Below are 18,811 nucleotides of genomic sequence, written 5' to 3'. Positions count from 1 at the left end.
TATACATTGTTTAGATTCTAAACACTGCTCAGATTGGAGTCGGCGATGTCCGATCTCGTTCTCGTCACCGGTGCTTCGGGGTATGTCGCGGGGCATGTCATCCAGGAATTGCTCGACCAGGGTTATCGAGTGCGCGGCACGGTCCGCTCGGCCGCCCGCGCCGCCGACGTGGCCGCGCTGCTGCCCGGCATCGAACTGGTCGAAGCCGATCTCGGCGCGGACGCGGGCTGGGCGGCGGCCGTCGCGGGCTGCCGATACGTGCTGCACACCGCGTCGCCCTTCCCGTCGGACGCCCCCGAGCACGAGGACGACCTGATCCGCCCGGCCGTCGACGGCACCCTGCGCGTGCTGCGCGCGGCCGCCGCCGGTGGCGTCGAACGCGTCGTGGTCACCTCCTCGATCGCCGCCATCCAGGCCGGGCACGAGGGCCGCCTGCTCACCGAGGCCGACTGGTCCGATCTCGCGGCCTGCGAGGCCTACCCCAAGAGCAAGACCCTGGCCGAGCGCGCCGCCTGGGATTTCGCCGCCGAACACCCGGAACTCGAACTGGCCGTGATCAATCCGGGCATGATCATCGGGCCCGTCCTGCGCGCCGAAGCCGGCACCTCCGTGGACGGCATCCGCGCCTTGCTCGCCGGGGGCATGCCCGGCGTGCCGCGCCTCAACTTCGCCACCGTCGACGTGCGCGACCTCGCCGTCGCCCACCGTCTCGCCATGGAAACCCCCGGCGCCGCGGGCAACCGGTACATCTGCGCGGGCGACAGCATCGCCTTCCCCGAGATGGCCCGCCTGCTCGCGAGCCGCTACCAGGTCCCCACTCGCGCCCTGCCCGACTGGCTGGTCCGGCTGAGCGCGGCCTTCAACGCCGACGCCCGCACCGCCGTCCGCTACCTCGGCCGCAAGGAGACCGTCAGCGCGGACAAGGCCCGCCGCGAACTGAACTGGACCATGCGCCCGGTCGCCGACTCCTTGCTGGACACCGCCGACAGCCTGGTCCGCTTCGGGCTCGTCCCCGCACCCAAGCCCGGCCGGGCCGCGGCCGCCTGACCGTCCGGCGCCGTTCCGCACAGGCGTAGGGTGGCGAAAGAGGGTGGGGCGGAAAGCGATTGCGGAGGGCTTATGCGGCGCGGCAACGGTGTGGAGATTCCGGAGACGCTCGAGGATGTGTGCGCACCGGACAAGATGGCGATCATCGTCTACGACATGCAGGCCGGAGTGCTGGGCCAGCTCGAGGACGGCCCGGCGATCACCGAGCGCGTCGTGCGCGTGGTCGAGGCCGCGCGGCGCGGCGGCTACCCGGTGATCTTCCTGCGGCACTTCTTCCTACCCAAGCGGCTCATGGGCAGTTTCGCCATGCGGATGGCGATGACCTGGCAGGGCAAGGACTCCATCGACGAGGTGGTCCCGATCCTGCAGCGCGACACCCCGGGCTTCCAGCTGGTGCCGGAACTGCGGCCGCAGGACGGCGAGGTCGTCTTCGACAAGACGTCGATGTCGGCGTTCGAGGGCACCCCGCTCGCCTCGACGCTGCGTGACCTCGGGATCGGGGCCTACGCCATCGTCGGCGTCGCGCTGGAGATCGGGATCGCGCCGACGGTGTGCCACTCCACCGATCTGGGCTTCGTGCCGGTCGTCGTCCGCGACGGGGTCGGCGGGCGCGACGAGCCCGGCAAGCAGCGCGCCTGGGAGGACTTCGAATTCCAGGGGCACGCCATCGTCACCGACTCCGACAGCCTGATTCCGTTGCTGGAGAAGTCGAGCTAGTCGGAACCGGGGATCCAGGCCGGGTGCCACAGGCGTCCGGTCTCGGTCCAGTTCTGGAAGCGGACCATGCCCGTCAGCTTCGGCGTCACCCAGACCGCGTCGCGGCGCTCGTCGGCGGTGAGCTCGTTGTCGAACGGGCTGGTCTTGCGTTCCAGCCGGCGCAGGCGGTCGGCGAGATCGCTCATCTCCCGCTCGCCGAACCCGGTGCCGACGCGGCCCAGGTAGTACAGCTCGCCCTGATGCGGGACGCCGACCAGCAGGGACGCGAACTGCCGCGCCTCCGAACGCCGGTAGCCGCCGATCACCACCGACAGCGTCCGCCAATTGCGGGTCTTGATCCAGGACTGACCGCGGCGGCCCGGGAGGTAGACCGAGTCGCGCCGCTTGGCGACCACGCCCTCCATGCCGTGCTCCTGGCTGTAGCGCAACGCGTCCGCGCCGGACCCCGGCAACTGCTCCGGCACGATCAGCGAACGCGCCTGCCCGGCAAGGACTTCCAGCACGCGCCGCCGATCGTCGTAGCGTTTGCGGATCAGCGAGGTGCCGTCCAGGTACAGCAGATCGAAGGCCAGGAAGACCGCGCGGCCCGAATCCGCGCGCAGCAGGCCGAGATTCGCGCCGCCGTGATCGTCGAAGACCACCGCCTCGCCGTCGAGCACCGCGGAGTGGCCGGACAGTTCCTCGCCGAGCACGGCCAGGCCGGGGTATTTCCCGGTGACGACGTGCCCGGCGCGGCTGTGCAGGGTCACGGTTCCGTCCTCGATCTCGGCGATCAGCCGGAACCCGTCCCACTTGGTCTCGAAGGCCCACTGTTTCGCGTCGAGCGTGGTCACGTCACCGGCGGTGGCGAGCATCGGCATGACGCCGCGCGGCATGGGCGCGGGGGTCCGCGGGGTCGAAACCGCCTGCGCCCCCGCGCCGTCCTTCCCCGTGCCCCCCGGCGGCGTCTGATCCTTCATCAGATGCATGAGCCACTGGTTGCCATTGGTCTGGATGAGCGCGTACCGCCCGGTCAGCCGCTGCCCGCGCAGCCACACGATGACCTCGTCGTCGCGCCACTTCTCGGTCTCGTAGGTGCCGGAATCCCAGATGGTCATCTCGCCGCCGCCGTACTCGCCCTTCGGGATGGTCCCGTGGAAGGTGAGGTACTCGATGGGATGGTCCTCGGTGTGCACGGCCAGCCGGTTCTCGCCGGTATCGGTGGGCGGGCCCTTGGGCACGGCCCAGGAGGCGAGCACGCCGTCGCGTTCCAGCCGGACGTCCCAGTGCAGGCGGCGGGCGTGATGCTCCTGCACGACGAAACGATCGCCCGGCCCGTCCGCGGGCGCGCCCGGGGGCACCGGTTCGGGGGTGCGGCCCGGGTCGCGCATGGATCGATAGGTATCGAGCCGATCCGGTCGCGGCACCGCTTCGTCGAGTCCGTCGAGCAGGTCGCCCTGGTCCTCGAAGCGGCGCAGGACCTCGTCGAAGGTCAAGTGCCGCAGTTTCTTCGGCTTCTCGATTTCCGCCCAGGACCGGGGCGCGGCCACCCACGGCTGGGCGCGGCCGCGCAGCGAGTACGGCGCGATGGTGGTCTTGGCCGGATTGTTCTGGCTCCAGTCCAGGAACACCTTGCCCTCGCGCGCCGACTTGGCCATGGTGGCCGTGACCAGTTCGGGGCGCAGCTGCTGCAGATTGGTGGCGACCTGCTTGGCCACGGCCGAGGTCCCGTTCGGGCCGAGCCTGCGGTCCAGCGGGACGTAGATGTGAATTCCCTTGGAGCCGCTGGTGACCGGGTACGCCGGTAGGCCCACCTCACGGACCACATCGCGGAGGATGAGCGCGACCTCGGCACAGTGCGCCAGTCCGGCGCCCGGCCCGGGGTCCAGGTCGAAGACCAGCCGGGTGATGTCACCGACCTCGGGGCCGTCGAAACACCATTGCGGCACATGCAGTTCCAGGGCGGCCTGCTGCCCGAGCCAGGCCATGCCCGCGACGGTGTCGATGAGCGGATACGTGACCGGGCGGTCGGAATGCTGAACGGTGCGTCGCTCCAACCACTTCGGCGCGTGCTCGGCCAGATTCTTCTCGAAGAACGACTGCTCGTCCACGCCGTTCGGCCAGCGCTTACGCGTCACCGGCCGCTCCGCGATATGCGGCAGCAGGGCCGGGGCGATGGCGGTGAAATAGTCGATGACCTCGCCCTTGGTGGTCCCGGTGGCCGGGTACAGCACCTTGTCGAGGTTGGTCAGCCCAACCTCGATGCCCCCGAAATCCCTGCGGGACCCCATGACAGCAGTTTAGAGCCGGGACCCGCCGAAAACCGGCAACCCGGAAGGCCCGTGAAAAGCCAACGGGCCGTTCGGGTCAAGCGGCGGAGCTTCCCCGCCACTCCCGAACGGCCCGTGGATGACCGCTACGACTACGCCGGAGGCTGTTCGCCTGCCGGGGTTTCCGGGGCCGGGGCGGGTTCGGCCGCCGCCTCGGCGGGCGCGGGCTCCGCCGCGGGGGCCGCCGCCGCGCCCTCGGCGGTGTCGGCCCCGAGCGCCGACTTGACCGCGTCCGCGCCCTTGTCGATCTGGGAGGAGTACTTCCCCCCGGTCTTCTCGTCGATCACCTGGCCGGCCTTGTCGACCGCCCGCTCAACCTTCTCGGCGTTCTGGGCCGCCACCTCTTTGCCCTTGCCGACCAAGCCCTTGAGCGTGTCCATGAGACTCACAGCCCTGCTCCTTCACTCTCGGTCCGTCATTGGCGAACATCTTCCCACCACGAATCCCGTGGTGGGAGGCCAATCGGGTCGATCCGCTGGCCGGGCTTCGGCACGGCGATGCGTGTCCCGGCCGCCTCCGCCGCCTCGACCAGTCGCCGCACCGGCTCCGACCAGCCGTGGAAGGCCAGATTGAAGGTGGCCCAGTGAATCGGCACCAGCGTCCCGAAGCCCGCGTCGCCGACACACAGGTCGGCGTGGGCGCGGACCGCCTCCTCCGGGTTCATGTGCACGTCCGGCCAGTGCCGGTCGTAGGCGCCGATGGGCAGCAGGGTCAGGTCGAACGGGCCCAGGCGCGCGCCCGCCTCCGCGAACGCCTTCGTGTAGCCGGTGTCGCCACCGAAGTAGACCCGCCGGGTCGGGCCCGCGATGGACCACGACGCCCACAGCGTGGTGTTGCGCACCAGGCCGCGACCCGAGAAGTGCCGCGCCTCCGAACAAGTGATCACCAGGTCCGTGCCGTCACCGCGGTCGCGCCGCAGCTCCGACAACGAAACCGAGGCGGCCCAATCCAATTCGACGATGCGGTGCTCCGGCACCGACCAGTGCCGCAGATGCGCGCCGATGCCGACGGGCACGATGAACACGCAGTCCTGCCCCTCGACCAGCCCGGACACGGTGTCGCGATCCAGGTGGTCGTAGTGGTCGTGGGAGATGAGCACCGCGTCCAGCGGCGGCAGCGCCGACAACGGCGACGGCACCGGATGCAGGCGGGCCGGGCCCACCAGCGGCGACGGCGACACCCGCTCGCTCCACACCGGATCGGTCAGCACCCGGTAGCCGTCCACCTCGACCAGGCAGGTCGCGTGGCCGTACCAGGTCACCGCCAGTTCCCCGGCCTGCTCCGGCAGTTCCGGCGTCACCAGCGGGATGGTCCCGGACGGGCGGCCGTTATTGCGCTGGGTTGCCAGCTGGTAGAGCAGCTCCAGCGGGGAACCGGTGAGCTGACTGCTCGGTTCGGTGTTGTGGAACTGCCGATTGCGATAGGTGGTCGCCCCGCGCGCCGTCGGTGCGATCGCCGAGATCGACGCACCCATGGCCGAGGGAATCCCCCATGCCGCCCGAACCACCCAGGAAAGACCGAAAGCGCCCGCTGCCATACCCACCAGTCTCCGCGCATTCTCTTGCGCGCGCCCCCCGTTCATCGGCCCTCGAACTTCGCCGACCGCTTATCCTGGCGAGCCGCGCGCGCCTCCTGCGCGTCGGCGCTCTGCCAGGCGGCGTCCAGGGCGGCGCTCTGCGCGGCGGTGTCGGGGCCGCGAGTGTCGTCGTCGTTGAAGACCAGCTTCAGATGCCGCAGCGACAGCGGCGCGAGTTCGGCGATCTGCTTGGCCCAGGCCTGCGCGTCGGCCAGGGTCCCGATCTTGTTGGCGAAGCCGAAGTTGTAGGCGTCCGCGGCGGGGACCCGCTCGGCGCCCAGCAGAATCGTGCGCGCCGGACCGGCGCCGATCAGTGACGACAGCCGTCGCACAGTCCAACGGTCAACGGAGATACCGAGTTTCGCGGCCGGGACCGCGATGAACGAATCCGGTGACATCACGCGGAGGTCCGAGGCCAGGGCCAGTTGCACGCCCGCGCCCAGCGCGCCCCCGTTGATCGCCGCGATCACCGGCACCGGAATGGTCTCGATGGTGCGCAGCATGGCCAGCAGACCGGTCAGGAAGCTGTCCGAATACACCCCGTCCAGATCCGCGCCCGCACTGAAAATCGGCCCCTGACCGGTCAGCACGATCACCCGCGCCGAGGCCGCGGCCTCCTCGAGGGCCGCGCGCAGGCGGCCGATGAGCTCCTCGTTCAGGGCGTTCCGGCGATCCGGACGCTGCAGTTCGATGGTCACGACCTCGCCATCGCGGCTGACTCCGAGCATCTGTCCCTTCCCCACTGTCCACCTCATCGGGCTGCCTACCCATTGATCTGCTTTCACTGTAGGTGGGCGTACTGTCGGGTCCGTGACCGCAACACCCGATGTCGACATCCTTGTCATCGGCGCGGGACAGGCCGGATTGTCGGTCGGCTACCACCTCAGGCGGCTCGGGCTGCGACCCGAACAGGACTTCCTGATCGTCGACCACTCCCCCGGCGCGGGCGGGGCGTGGCAATTCCGGTGGCCGTCACTGACATTGAGCACCGTCAACCGGGTGCACGACCTGCCCGGCATGTCGTTCCAGGAGACCCTGCCCGCCGGATCGGACAACGCGCAGGCCGCCACCGCCGTACCGCACTACTTCGAGCTGTACGAGAAGCGCTTCGACCTGCGCGTGCACCGGCCCATCTCGGTGACCGTGGTGTGCGATCGCGCCACCGCCGCCACCTGCCCGAACCAGGAGGTCGACGGGCTGCTGCACGCCGAACTCAACCCCGGCGCGACGGTGCGCGCACGCGGACTGGTCAATGCCACCGGCACCTGGGACAAGCCGTTCATCCCCTACTACCGGGGCGCGGAGACCTTCGCCGGACGCCAGCTGCACGCCCACGACTACCGCGCCGCAACGGAATTCGAGGGCAAGCAGGTCGTGGTGGTCGGCGGCGGAATCACCGCCATCCAACTGCTGGACGAGATCTCGCAGGTCACCGGCACCACGTGGGTGACCCGCCGCGAACCCGTCTTCCGCTCCGGGCAATTCGCGCCCGAGGACGGGCGCGCCGCGGTGGCCATGGTGGAAGACCGTGTCCGGCGCGGACTTCCACCCGGATCGGTGGTGTCGGTGACCGGGCTGCCCGAGGACGCGCGGGTGCGGGCCATGCGCGCCCGCGGGGCATTGGAACGGCGACCGCTGTTCGACCACATCGAACCCGACGGAATCCGCTGGGCCGACGGCGCCTTCCAGCGCGCCGACGTCATCCTGTGGGCCACCGGATTCCGCAGCGCCCTCGACCATCTGGCCCCGCTGCGACTGCGCGGGCCCGGCGGCGGCATCACCATGGGCGGTCGCCTCGCCACCCGGGTCGAGGCCGATCCGCGCATCCACCTGATCGGCTACGGGCCGTCGGCCAGCACCATCGGCGCGAACCGCGCGGGCCGGGCGGCGGCCGTCGAGCTGACCTCGTACCTGGGCATTCCGACCCACCGGAACGGCGACGCGGAGAACTGAGGCGTCAGGCGGGCGCGTCCATATCGAAGACGTCCGGGTCGCCGCCCTGCCGCGCGCCCTTGTCCAGACCGGCGATCTGGGTCATCTCCCGGCCGGTCAGCTCGAAATCGAAGATGGCCAGGTTCTCCGCCATCCGCGACGGGGTGTTGGACTTCGGGATGGCCACGTTCCCCAGCTGCATGTGCCAGCGCAGGATGATCTGCGCCGGCGTGCGGCCCAGCTTGTCGGCGAGGGCGATGATCACTGAATCATTGAACTCCGCGCCGCGGCCCAGCGGACTCCACGCCTCGGTCACGATGCCGTGCGCGGCGTGGAAGGCGCGCAACTCCGACTGGGCGTAATACGGGTGCAGCTCAACCTGATTGATGGCGGGCACCTCACCGGTCTCGGCCATCACCCGCTCCAGGTGCGCCCGGGTGAAATTGGAGACGCCGATCGAGACGACGCGGCCCTGCCGCTTGAGCGCCTGCAAGGCCCGGAAGGTGTCGACGTAGAGGTCAGCGGACGGCACCGGCCAGTGGATGAGGAACAGGTCGATGGCGTCCAGACCCAGCCGCTCGGCGCTGGCGTCGACGGCGCGCAGGGTGGCGTCGTAGCCGTGGTCGGCGTTCCACAGCTTGGTGGTGACGAACACCTCCTCACGCGGCAGACCGGACTCGTGGACGGCGCGGCCCACCTCCTCCTCGTTGCCGTAGAAGGCCGCGGTGTCGAGGCTGCGGTACCCGAGTTCGAGGGCCTTGACGATGGTGCCGACCCCGTCGTCGCCGTCGACCTTGTAGACGCCGAACCCCAGTTTGGGCATCACCTGGCCATCACTGAGCACGATCGCTGGAATGTCGCTGGCCTCGAACCGGTACGTCACCATGTCGAAGTTAGAAGCGCAGGTCCATGGCGTCAACCGAGTGCTCTATACCGAAATCCGCGTGTCGAGCCCCCGCGGCAGCAAATAGACAGCTTCATGGAAGTTCGACGTGACGAGAACTACGTTCGAAGGCCGAGTCGCCGATAGCGCAGGTGCCGGGCGGCGAGCAGCTCCGCCGGGGAGCGAGCAGTCAGACCGGCCAGTTCGCCCGCGATTGCCTCCACCATGCGCAGCGCGAAATCCGCGGGCTCCTCGGCGGCGTCCGGATACTCGTGCACGATCCGGTCCACGATGCCGTCCTCGCGCAGGTCGACCGCCCGAATCCGCTGGGCGGCAGCCAGTTCCGGGGCGTGCCAGGTGTCGCGGTAGACGATCTCGCTCGCACCCTCGGGCGGCAAGGGGGCCAGCCAGCCATTGGCGGCGGCCAGCACCCGATCGGCCGGCAGGAGGGCCAAGGCGCCGCCGCCCGTGCCCTGCCCCAGCAGCACCGAGACGGTCGGGGTGTCCAGGGTGACGAGATCGGCGATGCAGCGGGCGATCTCGGGGGCCAGGCCGCGTTCCTCCGCCTCCCGGGACAACGACGCACCCGCGGTATCGATCACCAGGACCAGCGGAACGCGCAGCTCGGCGGCCAGATGCATGCTGCGCCGCGCCTCCCGCAATGCCGCCGGACCCATGGTGTGCTCCGGCGACTGACCCGCGCGGTCGTGGCCGAACACGATGCACGGCTGACCCCGGAACCGGGCCAGGGCGTGCACCACCGTGCGATCCAGCTCGCCTTGTCCGGTGCCGGACAACGGAACCCGGTCGGTCACGTGGCGCAGCAGCTCACGAATGCCCGGACGATCCCCGCGCCGGGAGATCAGCACCGTCTGCCAGGCGTGCACCTCAGCGGTGTCGAGCACCGCGACGCGCTCCTGCGGACCCGCCGGAAACGAACCCGACCCGAGCGCGGGTGGCATTGCGTCACCGGCCTTTTCGGGCAGCGGGACCGGACCGTCGCACAACACCGTGAGCGCCCGATGCACGATGCGCCGGAACACCGACACCGGCACGACACCGTCGATAACGCCGTTGCGGTAAAGGTTTTCGGCCGTCTGCACGCCCTCCGGGAACTTCTTCCCGTACAGCGCCTGGTAGACCCGCGGCCCCAGGAAGCCGACCAGCGCACCCGGTTCGGCGAAAGTCATGTGCCCCAACGACCCCCACGACGCGAACACCCCGCCCATGGTCGGATCGCGCAGATACACCAGATACGGATGCCCCGCCGCCTTGTGCACGGCCAGCGCCCCCGCCACCTTCACCATCTGCACGAAAGCGACTGTGCCCTCCTGCATTCGGGTCCCGCCGGAGGTCGGTGAGGCGAGCAGCGGCAAGCCCAGCTCGGTGGCACGCTCCACCGCGGACACGATCCGCTCGGCAGCGGCCACCCCGACCGACCCCGCGAGAAACGCGAACTCGCACGCGATCACGGCAACGCGCCGTCCGCGCAGCAACCCCTCCCCGGTGAGCACCGATTCATCGGTGCCCGCCGTTGCCGCGGCGGCCAGCAAATCCCCGCGATACGCGGGCGACGCCGCCACCGGCACCGGTGGCCGATCCCAGCTCACGAAGGAACCGGGATCCAGCAATTCGCCCAGCAACTCCGCCGCCGAGACTGTCATAAGGCATGAGAGTAGCTACACACGGCTCACCCGCGGTTCGCGGCCCGCCTCGGCCTGGACTGACGGAGGGGGAGCGAAGCGGAGGAGGAAGGGCCGGGGTTACGAGGGCCGCGAACCGCGGCGGCGGAGCCGCCGCAATTCAACACAGCTCAGTAACCCTGTACGACCTTGCGCAGGGCGTACTCGGTCACGGCGACCAGAGCCTGCTTCACCGGCTCCCGGCGACGGGCGTCGATCGAGAGGATCGGCACGTCCGCGGGCACCGCCAGCGCCTGGCGGATGTCCTCCACCGGATACCGTGGCGCATCATCGAATTCGTTGATGGCCACCAGGAAGGGTAGGTTGCGCGCCTCGAAATAGTCGACGGCCGCGAAACTGTCCTCCAACCGACGGGTGTCGACCAGCACCACCGCGCCGATGGCGCCCTTGATCAGGTCGTCCCACATGAACCAGAAGCGGTACTGGCCCGGCGTACCGAACAGGTACAGCACCAGGTCGTCGGCCAGGCTGATGCGGCCGAAGTCCATGGCCACCGTGGTGGTGGCCTTCGACGGGACACCGGTCAGGGAGTCCACGCCGACACTGGCATTGGTCACCAACGCCTCGGTGCGCAGCGGAACGATCTCCGACACGGCACCGACCAGGGTGGTCTTGCCGACACCGAAACCACCGGCCACGACGATCTTGGCCGACGTGGGCTTGCTGGTGCGCGTGTCGACCTGTGTCGTCGAATCAAATACGCCGGAGTCCACTGAGAACCCTTTCGATCAGCTCGCGACGTTCATCGTCGCTGGAATCGTCTTTCAATGTCGCCGATACCCGCACGTGTCCGGCATCGATGAGGTCGGCGACCAGCACCCGCGCCACACCGAGCGGGATGCCCAGGCGCGCGGCTACTTCGGCAACCGACGGCGATTCTCTGCACAACTCCACGATTGACGTCTCGATATTGGTGAGTTCGAACTGCCGCTCGAGGGCGACCGGATGCGATGCGACGAGCGCCTCCAAGGCGAGCTCCACCTTCGGCCGGGTGCGACCGGCCGTCAGTGAATACGGGCGAACCAGGCTCGGTTCGGCGCTCCCAACGCGTTCGTTGTCTATGTCCATCCCGCCATCAGGAACCCATCGTGACGCGAGGTGTGGCCTGAACCGTCTGGCCCACTCGCTCGACCAACAACGCCATCTCGTATCCGACCTGACCGATGTCACACGAGGTGTTGGTCAGGACCGCCAGATACGAGCCGTCACCGACAGCCATGAGCAGCAGGTAGCCGTGTTCCATCTCGACCACCGACTGCAACACGGTGCCGCCCTCGAACAAGTTCGACACACCCACCGAGAGGCTCGCGAGCCCCGCGGTCACTGCGGACAGCTGTTCGGCACGGTCCACGGGCAGCTGCGCGCTCGCGGCCATCAGCAGGCCGTCGGCGGATACCAGGACCGCGTGCGCAACGCCGGGAACCTCATTGGCGAAGTTCGAAACCAGCCAATCCAGCTGACGCTTCGTACCACCTAGATCGGGGTTCATCGGTCTCCTTTATCTCCGGTTAGGTTCATAGCTTGCATCGCGCGGCCATCCCGGACGCCCTTCTGGTGGCGACTCAGACTTGACCTGATGGATTCTGGGTCTCGGTGGGCCGCCTTGTCAGCGTTTCCGTTCACACCGCCGGGCACAAGTCGGTTACCCGGATCACGTTGCGGCAGACCGGCGGCCGTCCGCTTCTCCGGCGCCGACTGGCTGACCCGGTGTGCGGCCTGCCAGCCCTCGTCGCCCGGTGATTCGAAGGACGAGGCCACCTGGGACCGATCGGCGTTCGGATCGGAGAGCCACGCCGACATCATCTCCGCGAAGATCGGCGTGCCGCCCATGATCGAGTCACCGGGGGCGTCCGTCGGCTGCAAACGCGTCTGGAAGAACGAGGCCGCCTTGGCCGGATTCGACCGGAAGCTGTGGCGTCCTGGCTCCTTGACGCCGTCGTCACCGCGCTGCGGCAGACCCACACCCGGAATCGGGGACGGACGCTGCGGCAACACCGAGCCCGGATCCCGCTGCGGCAGACCGGTGGCGCCGCGCTGCGGCAGACCACCGTCCCGCTGCGGCAGCGGATCGTTCAACGGATCCGCTCCGCCTCTCCGCGCTTGTTGCGGGAGCGGACCACTCAACGGATCACGCTGAGTCAGACCACCCGAGAGCGAATCGGCACCCGCGGCGGCCGGGCGCTGCGGCTGACCGGCACCCGGACCACGCTGCGGCAAGCCGCCACCGGAATCCCGCTGCGGCAGGCCGTTCGAGCCACGCTGCGGCAGACCACCATCGCGCTGCGGCAGACCACCGGCGGCGGGGCCACCGTCGCGCTGGGGCAGACCACCGGCGGCAGGACCGCTGTCCCGCTGCGGCAGGCCACCCGGACCACGCTGCGGCAGACCGCCCGCGGCCGAATCACGCTGCGGCAGACCACCGGGAGCGGCATCACGCTGGGGCAGACCACCGTCACGCGGGGCGAGACCGTCCCGCGGACGCAGACCCTGCCTGTCCGAATCCTGTGCGGCAAGACCATTGGACCCGTCACGCTGCGGCGCGGCTCCGCGCTGCGGGAGACCACCGGGCGCTCCCGGACCACGCTGCGCCGGAGCGCCATTGGCACCGGGCTGACGGGTCGGCAGACCACCAGCGGCCGAATCACGCTGCGGGAGACCACCGGCAGCAGAGTCACGCTGCGGGAGACCACCGGCGGCAGCGTCACGCGGCGGCAGACCACCGGCGGCGGGCTCCCGGCGGGTCGGACCCGAGTCCGCTCCACGCGGCGCGGGAGCACCGTTCGCACCCGGCTCCGCTCCGCCACCCCGCGCTTGCTGCGGCATACCGCTGGGAGCGGAACGCTGCGGCTGACCCAGACCGGCCTCACGGCCGGGGGCGCCATTGGCGCCCGGCTGACGGGTCGGCAGGCCAGTCGGCCCGGCCGGAGCAGCGCCCGGCGCGGAGTCCGCTCCGCCTCCCCGCGCTTGCGACGGCGGAAGACCCACAGAGGGATTGCGCTGCGGCATCGCACCGGTCTGACCCGGCTGCGGCGCTCCCCCCTGCCCCGGACCACGCGGCGCGGGTCCCGGCTCCCCCGGTGCGCCCGGTCGCGGCGGCATGCCGCCCGGAGCACCTTGACGCTTGAGCATATTGGCGGCGAGGCCGCCCCGCGGCTGCGCCGGGGGCTCGCCCTGGCCGCGCTGCGGGAGGTTCGACCCCGGGCGGTCGGCGGGCGCGGACGGACCGTTCACACCCGGATCCCGCTGGGGTAGTCCCGGTCTCGCGCCGCCCGGCGCCGAGACGGTGTGCTTGACGGTCGGGCCGTTCACACCCGGCTGACGGGTCGGCAGACCACCCGGCACCTGCGCACCCGGCTGACGGGTGGGCAGACCGGTGGCGGCACTGGCCGCGGCCGGCGCGGGGGCGGAAGGCGCCGGAGCCGGAGCCGGAGCCGGGCTCGGGGCGGCGCCCGCCGCCGTGCCCGCCGGAATCGGCCCGCTCACACCCGGATCCACGGTGACCATCACATTGCCGGTCGCCGTGCGGGTGACCGCGCGCATCTGCATGGAGGCCGGGGCTCCGGCCTGGTTGCCCGCACCCTGCGGCGCGGACGCCGTCGGGGCCGGGGCGGGAGCCGGCTGCTGCTGGCCCTGCTGCGGCGGCACCGAGATGACGCCACCCGGCGAGACGATCAGCGGCTTGGGCACGTGCACGGTGACGGTCACACCCGGATCCCGGGCGGTGTCGAAGGTCGGGCGCAGGCGCACGGTCAGGCCGTGGCGCTCGGCCAGACGGCCGACCACGAACAGACCCATGTGGCGCGCGGTGTCCGGGCCGACCTCGGCCACGGCCTCCAGTCGCCGGTTGATCTCGGCCATCTCGGCCGGGGGCATACCGATACCGCGGTCCGCGACCTCGATCAGCAGACCCTGATCGTGGGCCTGGGCGAAGGTGAACTTGACGTCGGTCTCCGGCGGAGAAGCGCGCAGCGCGTTGTCCAGGAGCTCGGCGAACAGGTGCGCGAGGTCGGACGCGGCGGGCTCGACCAGCGAACCGCGCGGGGTGGCGCCCAGCTTGACGCGCTCGTAGTCCTCCACCTCGGAGATGGCGGCGCGCAGCACGTCGGCGATCTCGACCGGCGCCGACTTGGTCCGGCGCTGCTTGGTGCCGGCCAGAATCAGCAGGTTGTCGCCGTTTCGCCGCATACGGGCGGCGAGGTGGTCGAGACGGAAGAGGTTCTCGAGCAGGCGCGGGTCCTTCTCGTCGTACTCCATCGCCTCGATGAGCGAGAGCTGATGGTCGACAAGGGACTTGGAGCGCCGGGCCAGGGTCTCGAACATGTCGTTGACCTGGGTACGCATGGCGGCCTGGTCGGCGGCCAGGCGCAGCGCCTGACCGTGGATGTCGTCGACGGCGCGAGCCAGCTGTCCGACCTCTTCGTCGGTGTGCACCGGCATCGGTTCCAGTGGAACGTCTTCGGGGTCGGCGCCCTCACGCAGCGCGGAGACTTCCTGGCCGAGGTCGTATTCGGCGACGCGCAGGGCGGCCAGGCGCAGACGGCGCAGCGGGACGATCATCGCGCGCGCGATCAGCACGGCCAGCGCCAGGGCGCCGAGGATGGTGGCGATCACGATGATCGAGTAGCGGATGGCGTCCGAACGGGCCGCCGCCGCCAGGTCGTCGACTCGGGACACGATGTCCTTGGTCGCGCCCGCCGCGATCGACTGATAGCCGTTGATGCTCGCGACCAGCGAGTCCTTCAGCTCGGCCACCGGCAGCTGACCGGCCAGCGCCTGCGGGCCGTTCACCAGCTGCACGCGGGTGTCCGCGCCACGCTGCAGATCGGCGATGGTCGCGTCGCCGTCCGGGAAGCGGTGGGCCAGCACGGCCAGCATCTGCCGCTCGGTGCTGACACTGATCTGGATGTCCTTGAGGCCATCCTTCGGGTTGCTGCGTAGCGCCTCCGCCATGCCGGCGACCTCGTTGAACAGCATCCATCGGGTGTTCAGCGAGTCGACCAGGCGCAGCTTGGACTGGTCCACGTTCTTGTCGGCGATGGTCGCCACGATGGACTCCACCGTGCGCACGCTGTCGCCACGAATCCGCTCGACCTGGGCGACGGTGTCGGGAATCGACTTCGAGGGCGCGAGGCCCTGCGCCCGGATCGCCTTGGCGCCCACGATCATCTCGTCCAGCGAGGAACGGGCGTTGGGGAGATCACTCAGGCGGCTCGCGGCCTTCTCGGCGAACGAGATCGCGGTGTCCAGCTGAGTGAGTTCCGGATCAGAGGTCAAGGACTGGTTCGGGCCCAGCATGACCATCTGGCCACTGGCCACCTGCGCCGCGTCCGCACTGAGACCGGTGATCGCCGGGATCACCCCGACGTGGTCGGTCGCCGTCGAGAGCCTGCTCGAATCGGCGAACTCCGCCGAGATCCTGGACGCACCCAGCACAACAGCGACCAACAATGGCACGGCGAGGACCGCCGTGACCTTCCATCGCAGGTCCCAGTTGCTCAGCGCCCAGCGCTTATTGCTGCCGGACCTAGCGGCGTCACGCATCTCCCACTCACTTTCCAAACTGGCCCCAGCCACGCGCCATCAGCGAGCCTCCGAGCGATCGCACGCTCGGCTCGACAGACGGAGCTGACCGAGAACGGCGGCTGGCCGAGAAATTGCGTCCATGACGGCCGAAATATGTGACATGCGATTCTAACGGATCAATAACTTCTTGTGTGACCTCTTGGCAACCACCGATCCCTGACCTGCCAATTCCAGGCAAAATCAAAGGTCGCGGCGCCCGCCCGGACGTCGCGTGAAGTCTGCCACAATCAGGCTGATCTATCGAGGCGGGCATCTTCAGCGCTTCTCAGGACACAAGTCGGAGCTAGGGAGTCACCGGGTTGAACGCTAAGCAGGAGTACCGACCGGCGTATCAGCTGAGCCTGGTCGATCCCTCGGAGTTCTGGCGCACCGCGGCCGAATCCATCAGCTGGGACGTGTCTCCCACCCAGATTCTCGATACCGCTGCCCGCCCGACGGCGCGGTGGTTTCCCGACGCTCGCCTCAACACCTCCTACAATGCGCTGGATCGGCATGTGCGCGAGATCACAACCCCCGAAGGCTCTTTCGAGGGCCAGGAGGGGGGTCGCGCCCAACAACCGGCCCTAATATACGACTCGGCTATGACCGGGTCCAGGCAGATTTACACATATCGGGAGCTGCTCGACGAAGTCGCCCGGTTTGCCGGATCCATGCTGCGACTGGGCGTCAAGACCGGTGACCGCGTCGTCATCTATATGCCGATGATTCCCGAAGCCGTGATCGCCATGCTGGCCTGCGCCCGGATCGGCGCGGTGCACTCGGTGGTCTTCGGCGGTTTCGCCGCCCACGAACTCGCGGCCCGCATCGACGACGCCGAACCTGTGTTGATCATCACGGCCTCCGGCGGCCTGGAACCCGGACGCCGCATCGAATACCCGCCCATCGTGCTCGCCGCCCTCGACCTCGCCGAGACCACCGCCCCGAGAACCGTGCTGGTCAAGCAGCGAGACGGCTTCCCCACCATTCGCTTTCCGGCCGAGCAGGCCGCCACCGACTCGCTGCCCGCCTCCTCCGAGACCGTGGTGGCCCGGTGGCTCGATTGGGACGAGGCGCAGATCGGGGCGGAACCGGCCGATCCGGTGTCGATGGCCGCCACCGATCCCCTCTATATCCTCTACACCTCCGGCACCACCGGGAAACCCAAGGGCGTGGTGCGCGACAACGGCGGCCACGCGGTCGCCATGGCCTGGTCCATGCGCAATATCTACGAGGTCGGCGCGGGGCAGACCATGCTCACCACCTCCGATATCGGCTGGGTGGTCGGGCACTCCTACATCGTCTACGCGCCGCTGCTGGTCGGGGCCACCACCGTGCTCTACGAGGGCAAGCCGATCGGGACCCCCGACGCGGGCACCTTCTGGCGCCTGGTCGACGAGTACCAGGTGGATGTGATGTTCACCGCTCCGACCGCGCTGCGGGCCATCCGCCGCGCCGACCCGGACGCGGCGCTCGCCCATCAGCACGATTTGTCCCGCCTGCGGGCACTGTTCTGCGCCGGGGAACGCCTGGACCCGGCCACCTACGAGTGGACCGTGGACACCCTGCTCGCCGACCACCCCGACTGCCCGGTGGTGGACCACTGGTGGCAGACCGAGACCGGCTGGCCCATCTGCGCGAATCCGCTCGGACTCCAGCAGCTCCCGATCAAGCCCGGTTCGGCGTCGGTGCCGGTGCCGGGGTACCGGCTGCGGGTGCTGGACTCCGAGGGCAACGCGGTCGCCCCGAACACCGAGGGCAATATCGTCATCGGGCTGCCGCTGCCGCCCGGCACACTGACCACGCTGTGGAAGGACGACGAGCGGTACGAGCGCTCCTATCTGTCCGCCTACCCCGGCCACTATCTGACCGGCGACTCCGGCTATTTCGACGAGGACGGCTACCTGTTCGTCCTGGGCCGCAGCGACGACGTCATCAATATGGCCGGGCACCGGCTGTCCGCGGGCGGGATCGAGGCGGCCATCTCGGGTCATCCGGCCGTGGCCGAGACCGCGGTGGTCGGCATTCCGGACGAGCTCAAGGGGCAGCGGCCGATCGGGTATGTGGTGCTCAAGACCGGCGTCGACATCGAGCCCGAGCGGCTGCGCGCGGAGATCATCGACCGGGTGCGGGAGCGGGTCGGGGCCATCGCCACCCTCTACGACGTGGTCGCGGTGACCTCGCTGCCCAAGACCCGGTCGGGAAAGATCCTGCGCCGCACCATGCGTCAGATCGCCTCGGGTGAGTCCTTCGAGGTGCCGCCGACGATCGACGACGCCGCCATGCTGCCCACACTGGAGAAGCAGATCCGCGACGCGGTGACATTGATGGAGGACAAGGAGCGCATCGCCGCCGCCGAGGCCGCGGTCGCCACCACTCCGATCCGCCGCCCGGACCCGGCCGCCGCCGATCCGGCCGCTCAGTCCGGGGATCAAGCCGCCTCGGGCTAGCCTCAGAGTCTTTTCAGAATTGGCTCATCGACTTCCTAGAGCGGTCGTTTAGCGTCGGTCGGGCGCGCGGGAATCGCGCGCGCCCCGTTGCTGTGCCTACTGAGAAGAAGGTCGCTGTATGAGCTTCGTCCGTAATCGTCGTGCCGGTGTGCTCTTCGGAGCCGGTGCGGTCGCCGCCGTCGCCCTCGCCTTCGCGCCCGCCACCGCCTCCGCCTCCCCGGCGGATCTGGTTGCGCCGCTCCTGAACTCCACCTGCAGCTTCGCCCAGGTGGACGCCGCCCTGCACGACAAGTCCCCGATGCTGGCCCAGTACCTCGACCAGAACCCCGGCTACAAGGCGGAATTGAAGGCCAAGTTCGACCTCTCCCCCGCCGAGCGCCAGGCCGAGCTCGACCAGTACCTGCGCGACAACCCGGACGCCGCCAACCAGGCCGCCTCCGACCCGCGGGCCGGTGGAATCGCCGCCACGATCCAGCAGGTCGCCGATTCCTGCCACAATTACTGACCTCCGCCAGGCAATACTGTGGTGGGGCCCCCCCGGGGGCCCACCACCCAACCCCCCCCGCGCGAAGCGGCGGGGCAATGGTCGCAGCGGGACCGACACTCCAGGGCGGCGACGACCATGAGGGTGTGGT

Annotated in this window: 15 protein-coding genes; 5 read left to right on the top strand and 10 right to left on the bottom strand. The window is 69.7% G+C overall.

Annotated features, from left to right (window positions below):
- Positions 1-45 precede the first annotated feature (45 nt).
- The gene (locus ACFRAQ_RS35285; protein ID WP_379107397.1) at positions 46-1,047 is read left to right on the top strand and encodes an SDR family oxidoreductase; all 1,002 of its coding nucleotides are present in this window, start codon (positions 46-48) and stop codon (positions 1,045-1,047) included.
- Between the two features lie 72 nt (positions 1,048-1,119).
- The gene (locus ACFRAQ_RS35280; RefSeq protein WP_379107396.1) at positions 1,120-1,764 is read left to right on the top strand and encodes a cysteine hydrolase family protein; all 645 of its coding nucleotides are present in this window, start codon (positions 1,120-1,122) and stop codon (positions 1,762-1,764) included.
- On the opposite strand, the gene ACFRAQ_RS35275 is transcribed toward ACFRAQ_RS35280, so the two are convergent.
- The 4 genes from ACFRAQ_RS35275 to ACFRAQ_RS35260 all read right to left on the bottom strand — a co-directional run bounded on the left by ACFRAQ_RS35275 (position 1,761) and on the right by ACFRAQ_RS35260 (position 6,377).
- Positions 1,761-4,034 carry an ATP-dependent DNA ligase gene (locus ACFRAQ_RS35275; protein WP_379107395.1) on the bottom strand — a complete coding sequence of 758 codons (2,274 nt, stop codon included), beginning with the start codon at positions 4,032-4,034 and terminating at the stop codon, positions 1,761-1,763. The two genes, ACFRAQ_RS35280 and ACFRAQ_RS35275, sit on opposite strands and share 4 nt — an antisense overlap.
- A 131-nt stretch (positions 4,035-4,165) precedes the next feature.
- A complete protein-coding gene (locus ACFRAQ_RS35270) occupies positions 4,166-4,453 on the bottom strand; it encodes an antitoxin (RefSeq protein ID WP_379107458.1) in 288 nt (95 codons plus the stop codon).
- A 35-nt stretch (positions 4,454-4,488) separates the two neighbouring features.
- Complete coding sequence (locus ACFRAQ_RS35265) at positions 4,489-5,610, bottom strand: MBL fold metallo-hydrolase (RefSeq protein ID WP_379107394.1); 1,122 nt, start codon at positions 5,608-5,610, stop codon at positions 4,489-4,491.
- Positions 5,611-5,651: 41 nt separating this feature from the next.
- Positions 5,652-6,377 carry an enoyl-CoA hydratase gene (locus ACFRAQ_RS35260; protein ID WP_379107457.1) on the bottom strand — a complete coding sequence of 242 codons (726 nt, stop codon included), beginning with the start codon at positions 6,375-6,377 and terminating at the stop codon, positions 5,652-5,654.
- An 82-nt stretch (positions 6,378-6,459) separates the two neighbouring features.
- Between ACFRAQ_RS35260 and ACFRAQ_RS35255 the strand changes: the two genes are divergently transcribed.
- Positions 6,460-7,602, top strand: coding sequence for an NAD(P)-binding domain-containing protein (locus ACFRAQ_RS35255; protein ID WP_379107393.1), 1,143 nt, complete (start codon positions 6,460-6,462; stop codon positions 7,600-7,602).
- Positions 7,603-7,606: 4 nt separating this feature from the next.
- Here ACFRAQ_RS35255 and ACFRAQ_RS35250 read toward each other — a convergent pair whose 3' ends face one another.
- From ACFRAQ_RS35250 to ACFRAQ_RS35225, 6 genes are all read right to left on the bottom strand, one after another.
- On the bottom strand, positions 7,607-8,464 hold the full coding sequence (locus ACFRAQ_RS35250; RefSeq protein WP_379107392.1) for an aldo/keto reductase: 858 nt from the start codon (positions 8,462-8,464) through the stop codon (positions 7,607-7,609).
- A gap of 119 nt (positions 8,465-8,583) precedes the next feature.
- Entirely contained in the window at positions 8,584-10,128 is a 1,545-nt protein-coding gene (locus tag ACFRAQ_RS35245; protein ID WP_379107391.1) for a carboxyl transferase domain-containing protein, read from the bottom strand.
- A 149-nt stretch (positions 10,129-10,277) separates the two neighbouring features.
- Complete coding sequence (locus ACFRAQ_RS35240) at positions 10,278-10,880, bottom strand: ATP/GTP-binding protein (protein ID WP_174391578.1); 603 nt, start codon at positions 10,878-10,880, stop codon at positions 10,278-10,280.
- Entirely contained in the window at positions 10,861-11,235 is a 375-nt protein-coding gene (locus tag ACFRAQ_RS35235) for a DUF742 domain-containing protein (RefSeq protein ID WP_033085504.1), read from the bottom strand. The genes ACFRAQ_RS35240 and ACFRAQ_RS35235 overlap by 20 nt, the downstream gene beginning before the upstream one ends.
- A gap of 7 nt (positions 11,236-11,242) precedes the next feature.
- Entirely contained in the window at positions 11,243-11,656 is a 414-nt protein-coding gene (locus ACFRAQ_RS35230; RefSeq protein ID WP_029930951.1) for a roadblock/LC7 domain-containing protein, read from the bottom strand.
- On the bottom strand, positions 11,653-15,708 hold the full coding sequence (locus tag ACFRAQ_RS35225; protein ID WP_379107390.1) for an ATP-binding protein: 4,056 nt from the start codon (positions 15,706-15,708) through the stop codon (positions 11,653-11,655). The genes ACFRAQ_RS35230 and ACFRAQ_RS35225 overlap by 4 nt, the downstream gene beginning before the upstream one ends.
- Before the next feature lie 341 nt (positions 15,709-16,049).
- Here ACFRAQ_RS35225 and ACFRAQ_RS35220 point away from each other — a divergent pair, with 341 nt between their 5' ends.
- Together ACFRAQ_RS35220 and ACFRAQ_RS35215 are read left to right on the top strand one after the other, a co-directional pair.
- Complete coding sequence (locus tag ACFRAQ_RS35220) at positions 16,050-18,176, top strand: AMP-binding protein (RefSeq protein WP_379107389.1); 2,127 nt, start codon at positions 16,050-16,052, stop codon at positions 18,174-18,176.
- Positions 18,177-18,294: 118 nt separating this feature from the next.
- Positions 18,295-18,681 carry a hemophore-related protein gene (locus tag ACFRAQ_RS35215; protein ID WP_357282520.1) on the top strand — a complete coding sequence of 129 codons (387 nt, stop codon included), beginning with the start codon at positions 18,295-18,297 and terminating at the stop codon, positions 18,679-18,681.
- Positions 18,682-18,811: the final 130 nt, after the last annotated feature.

The sequence above is a fragment of the Nocardia sp. NPDC056611 genome (genome assembly GCF_042792755.1).
Lineage (GTDB): Bacteria > Actinomycetota > Actinomycetes > Mycobacteriales > Mycobacteriaceae > Nocardia.
The sequence above is the reverse complement of the archived record's forward strand: the minus strand, read 5'-3'. Positions and strand labels throughout refer to the sequence as shown.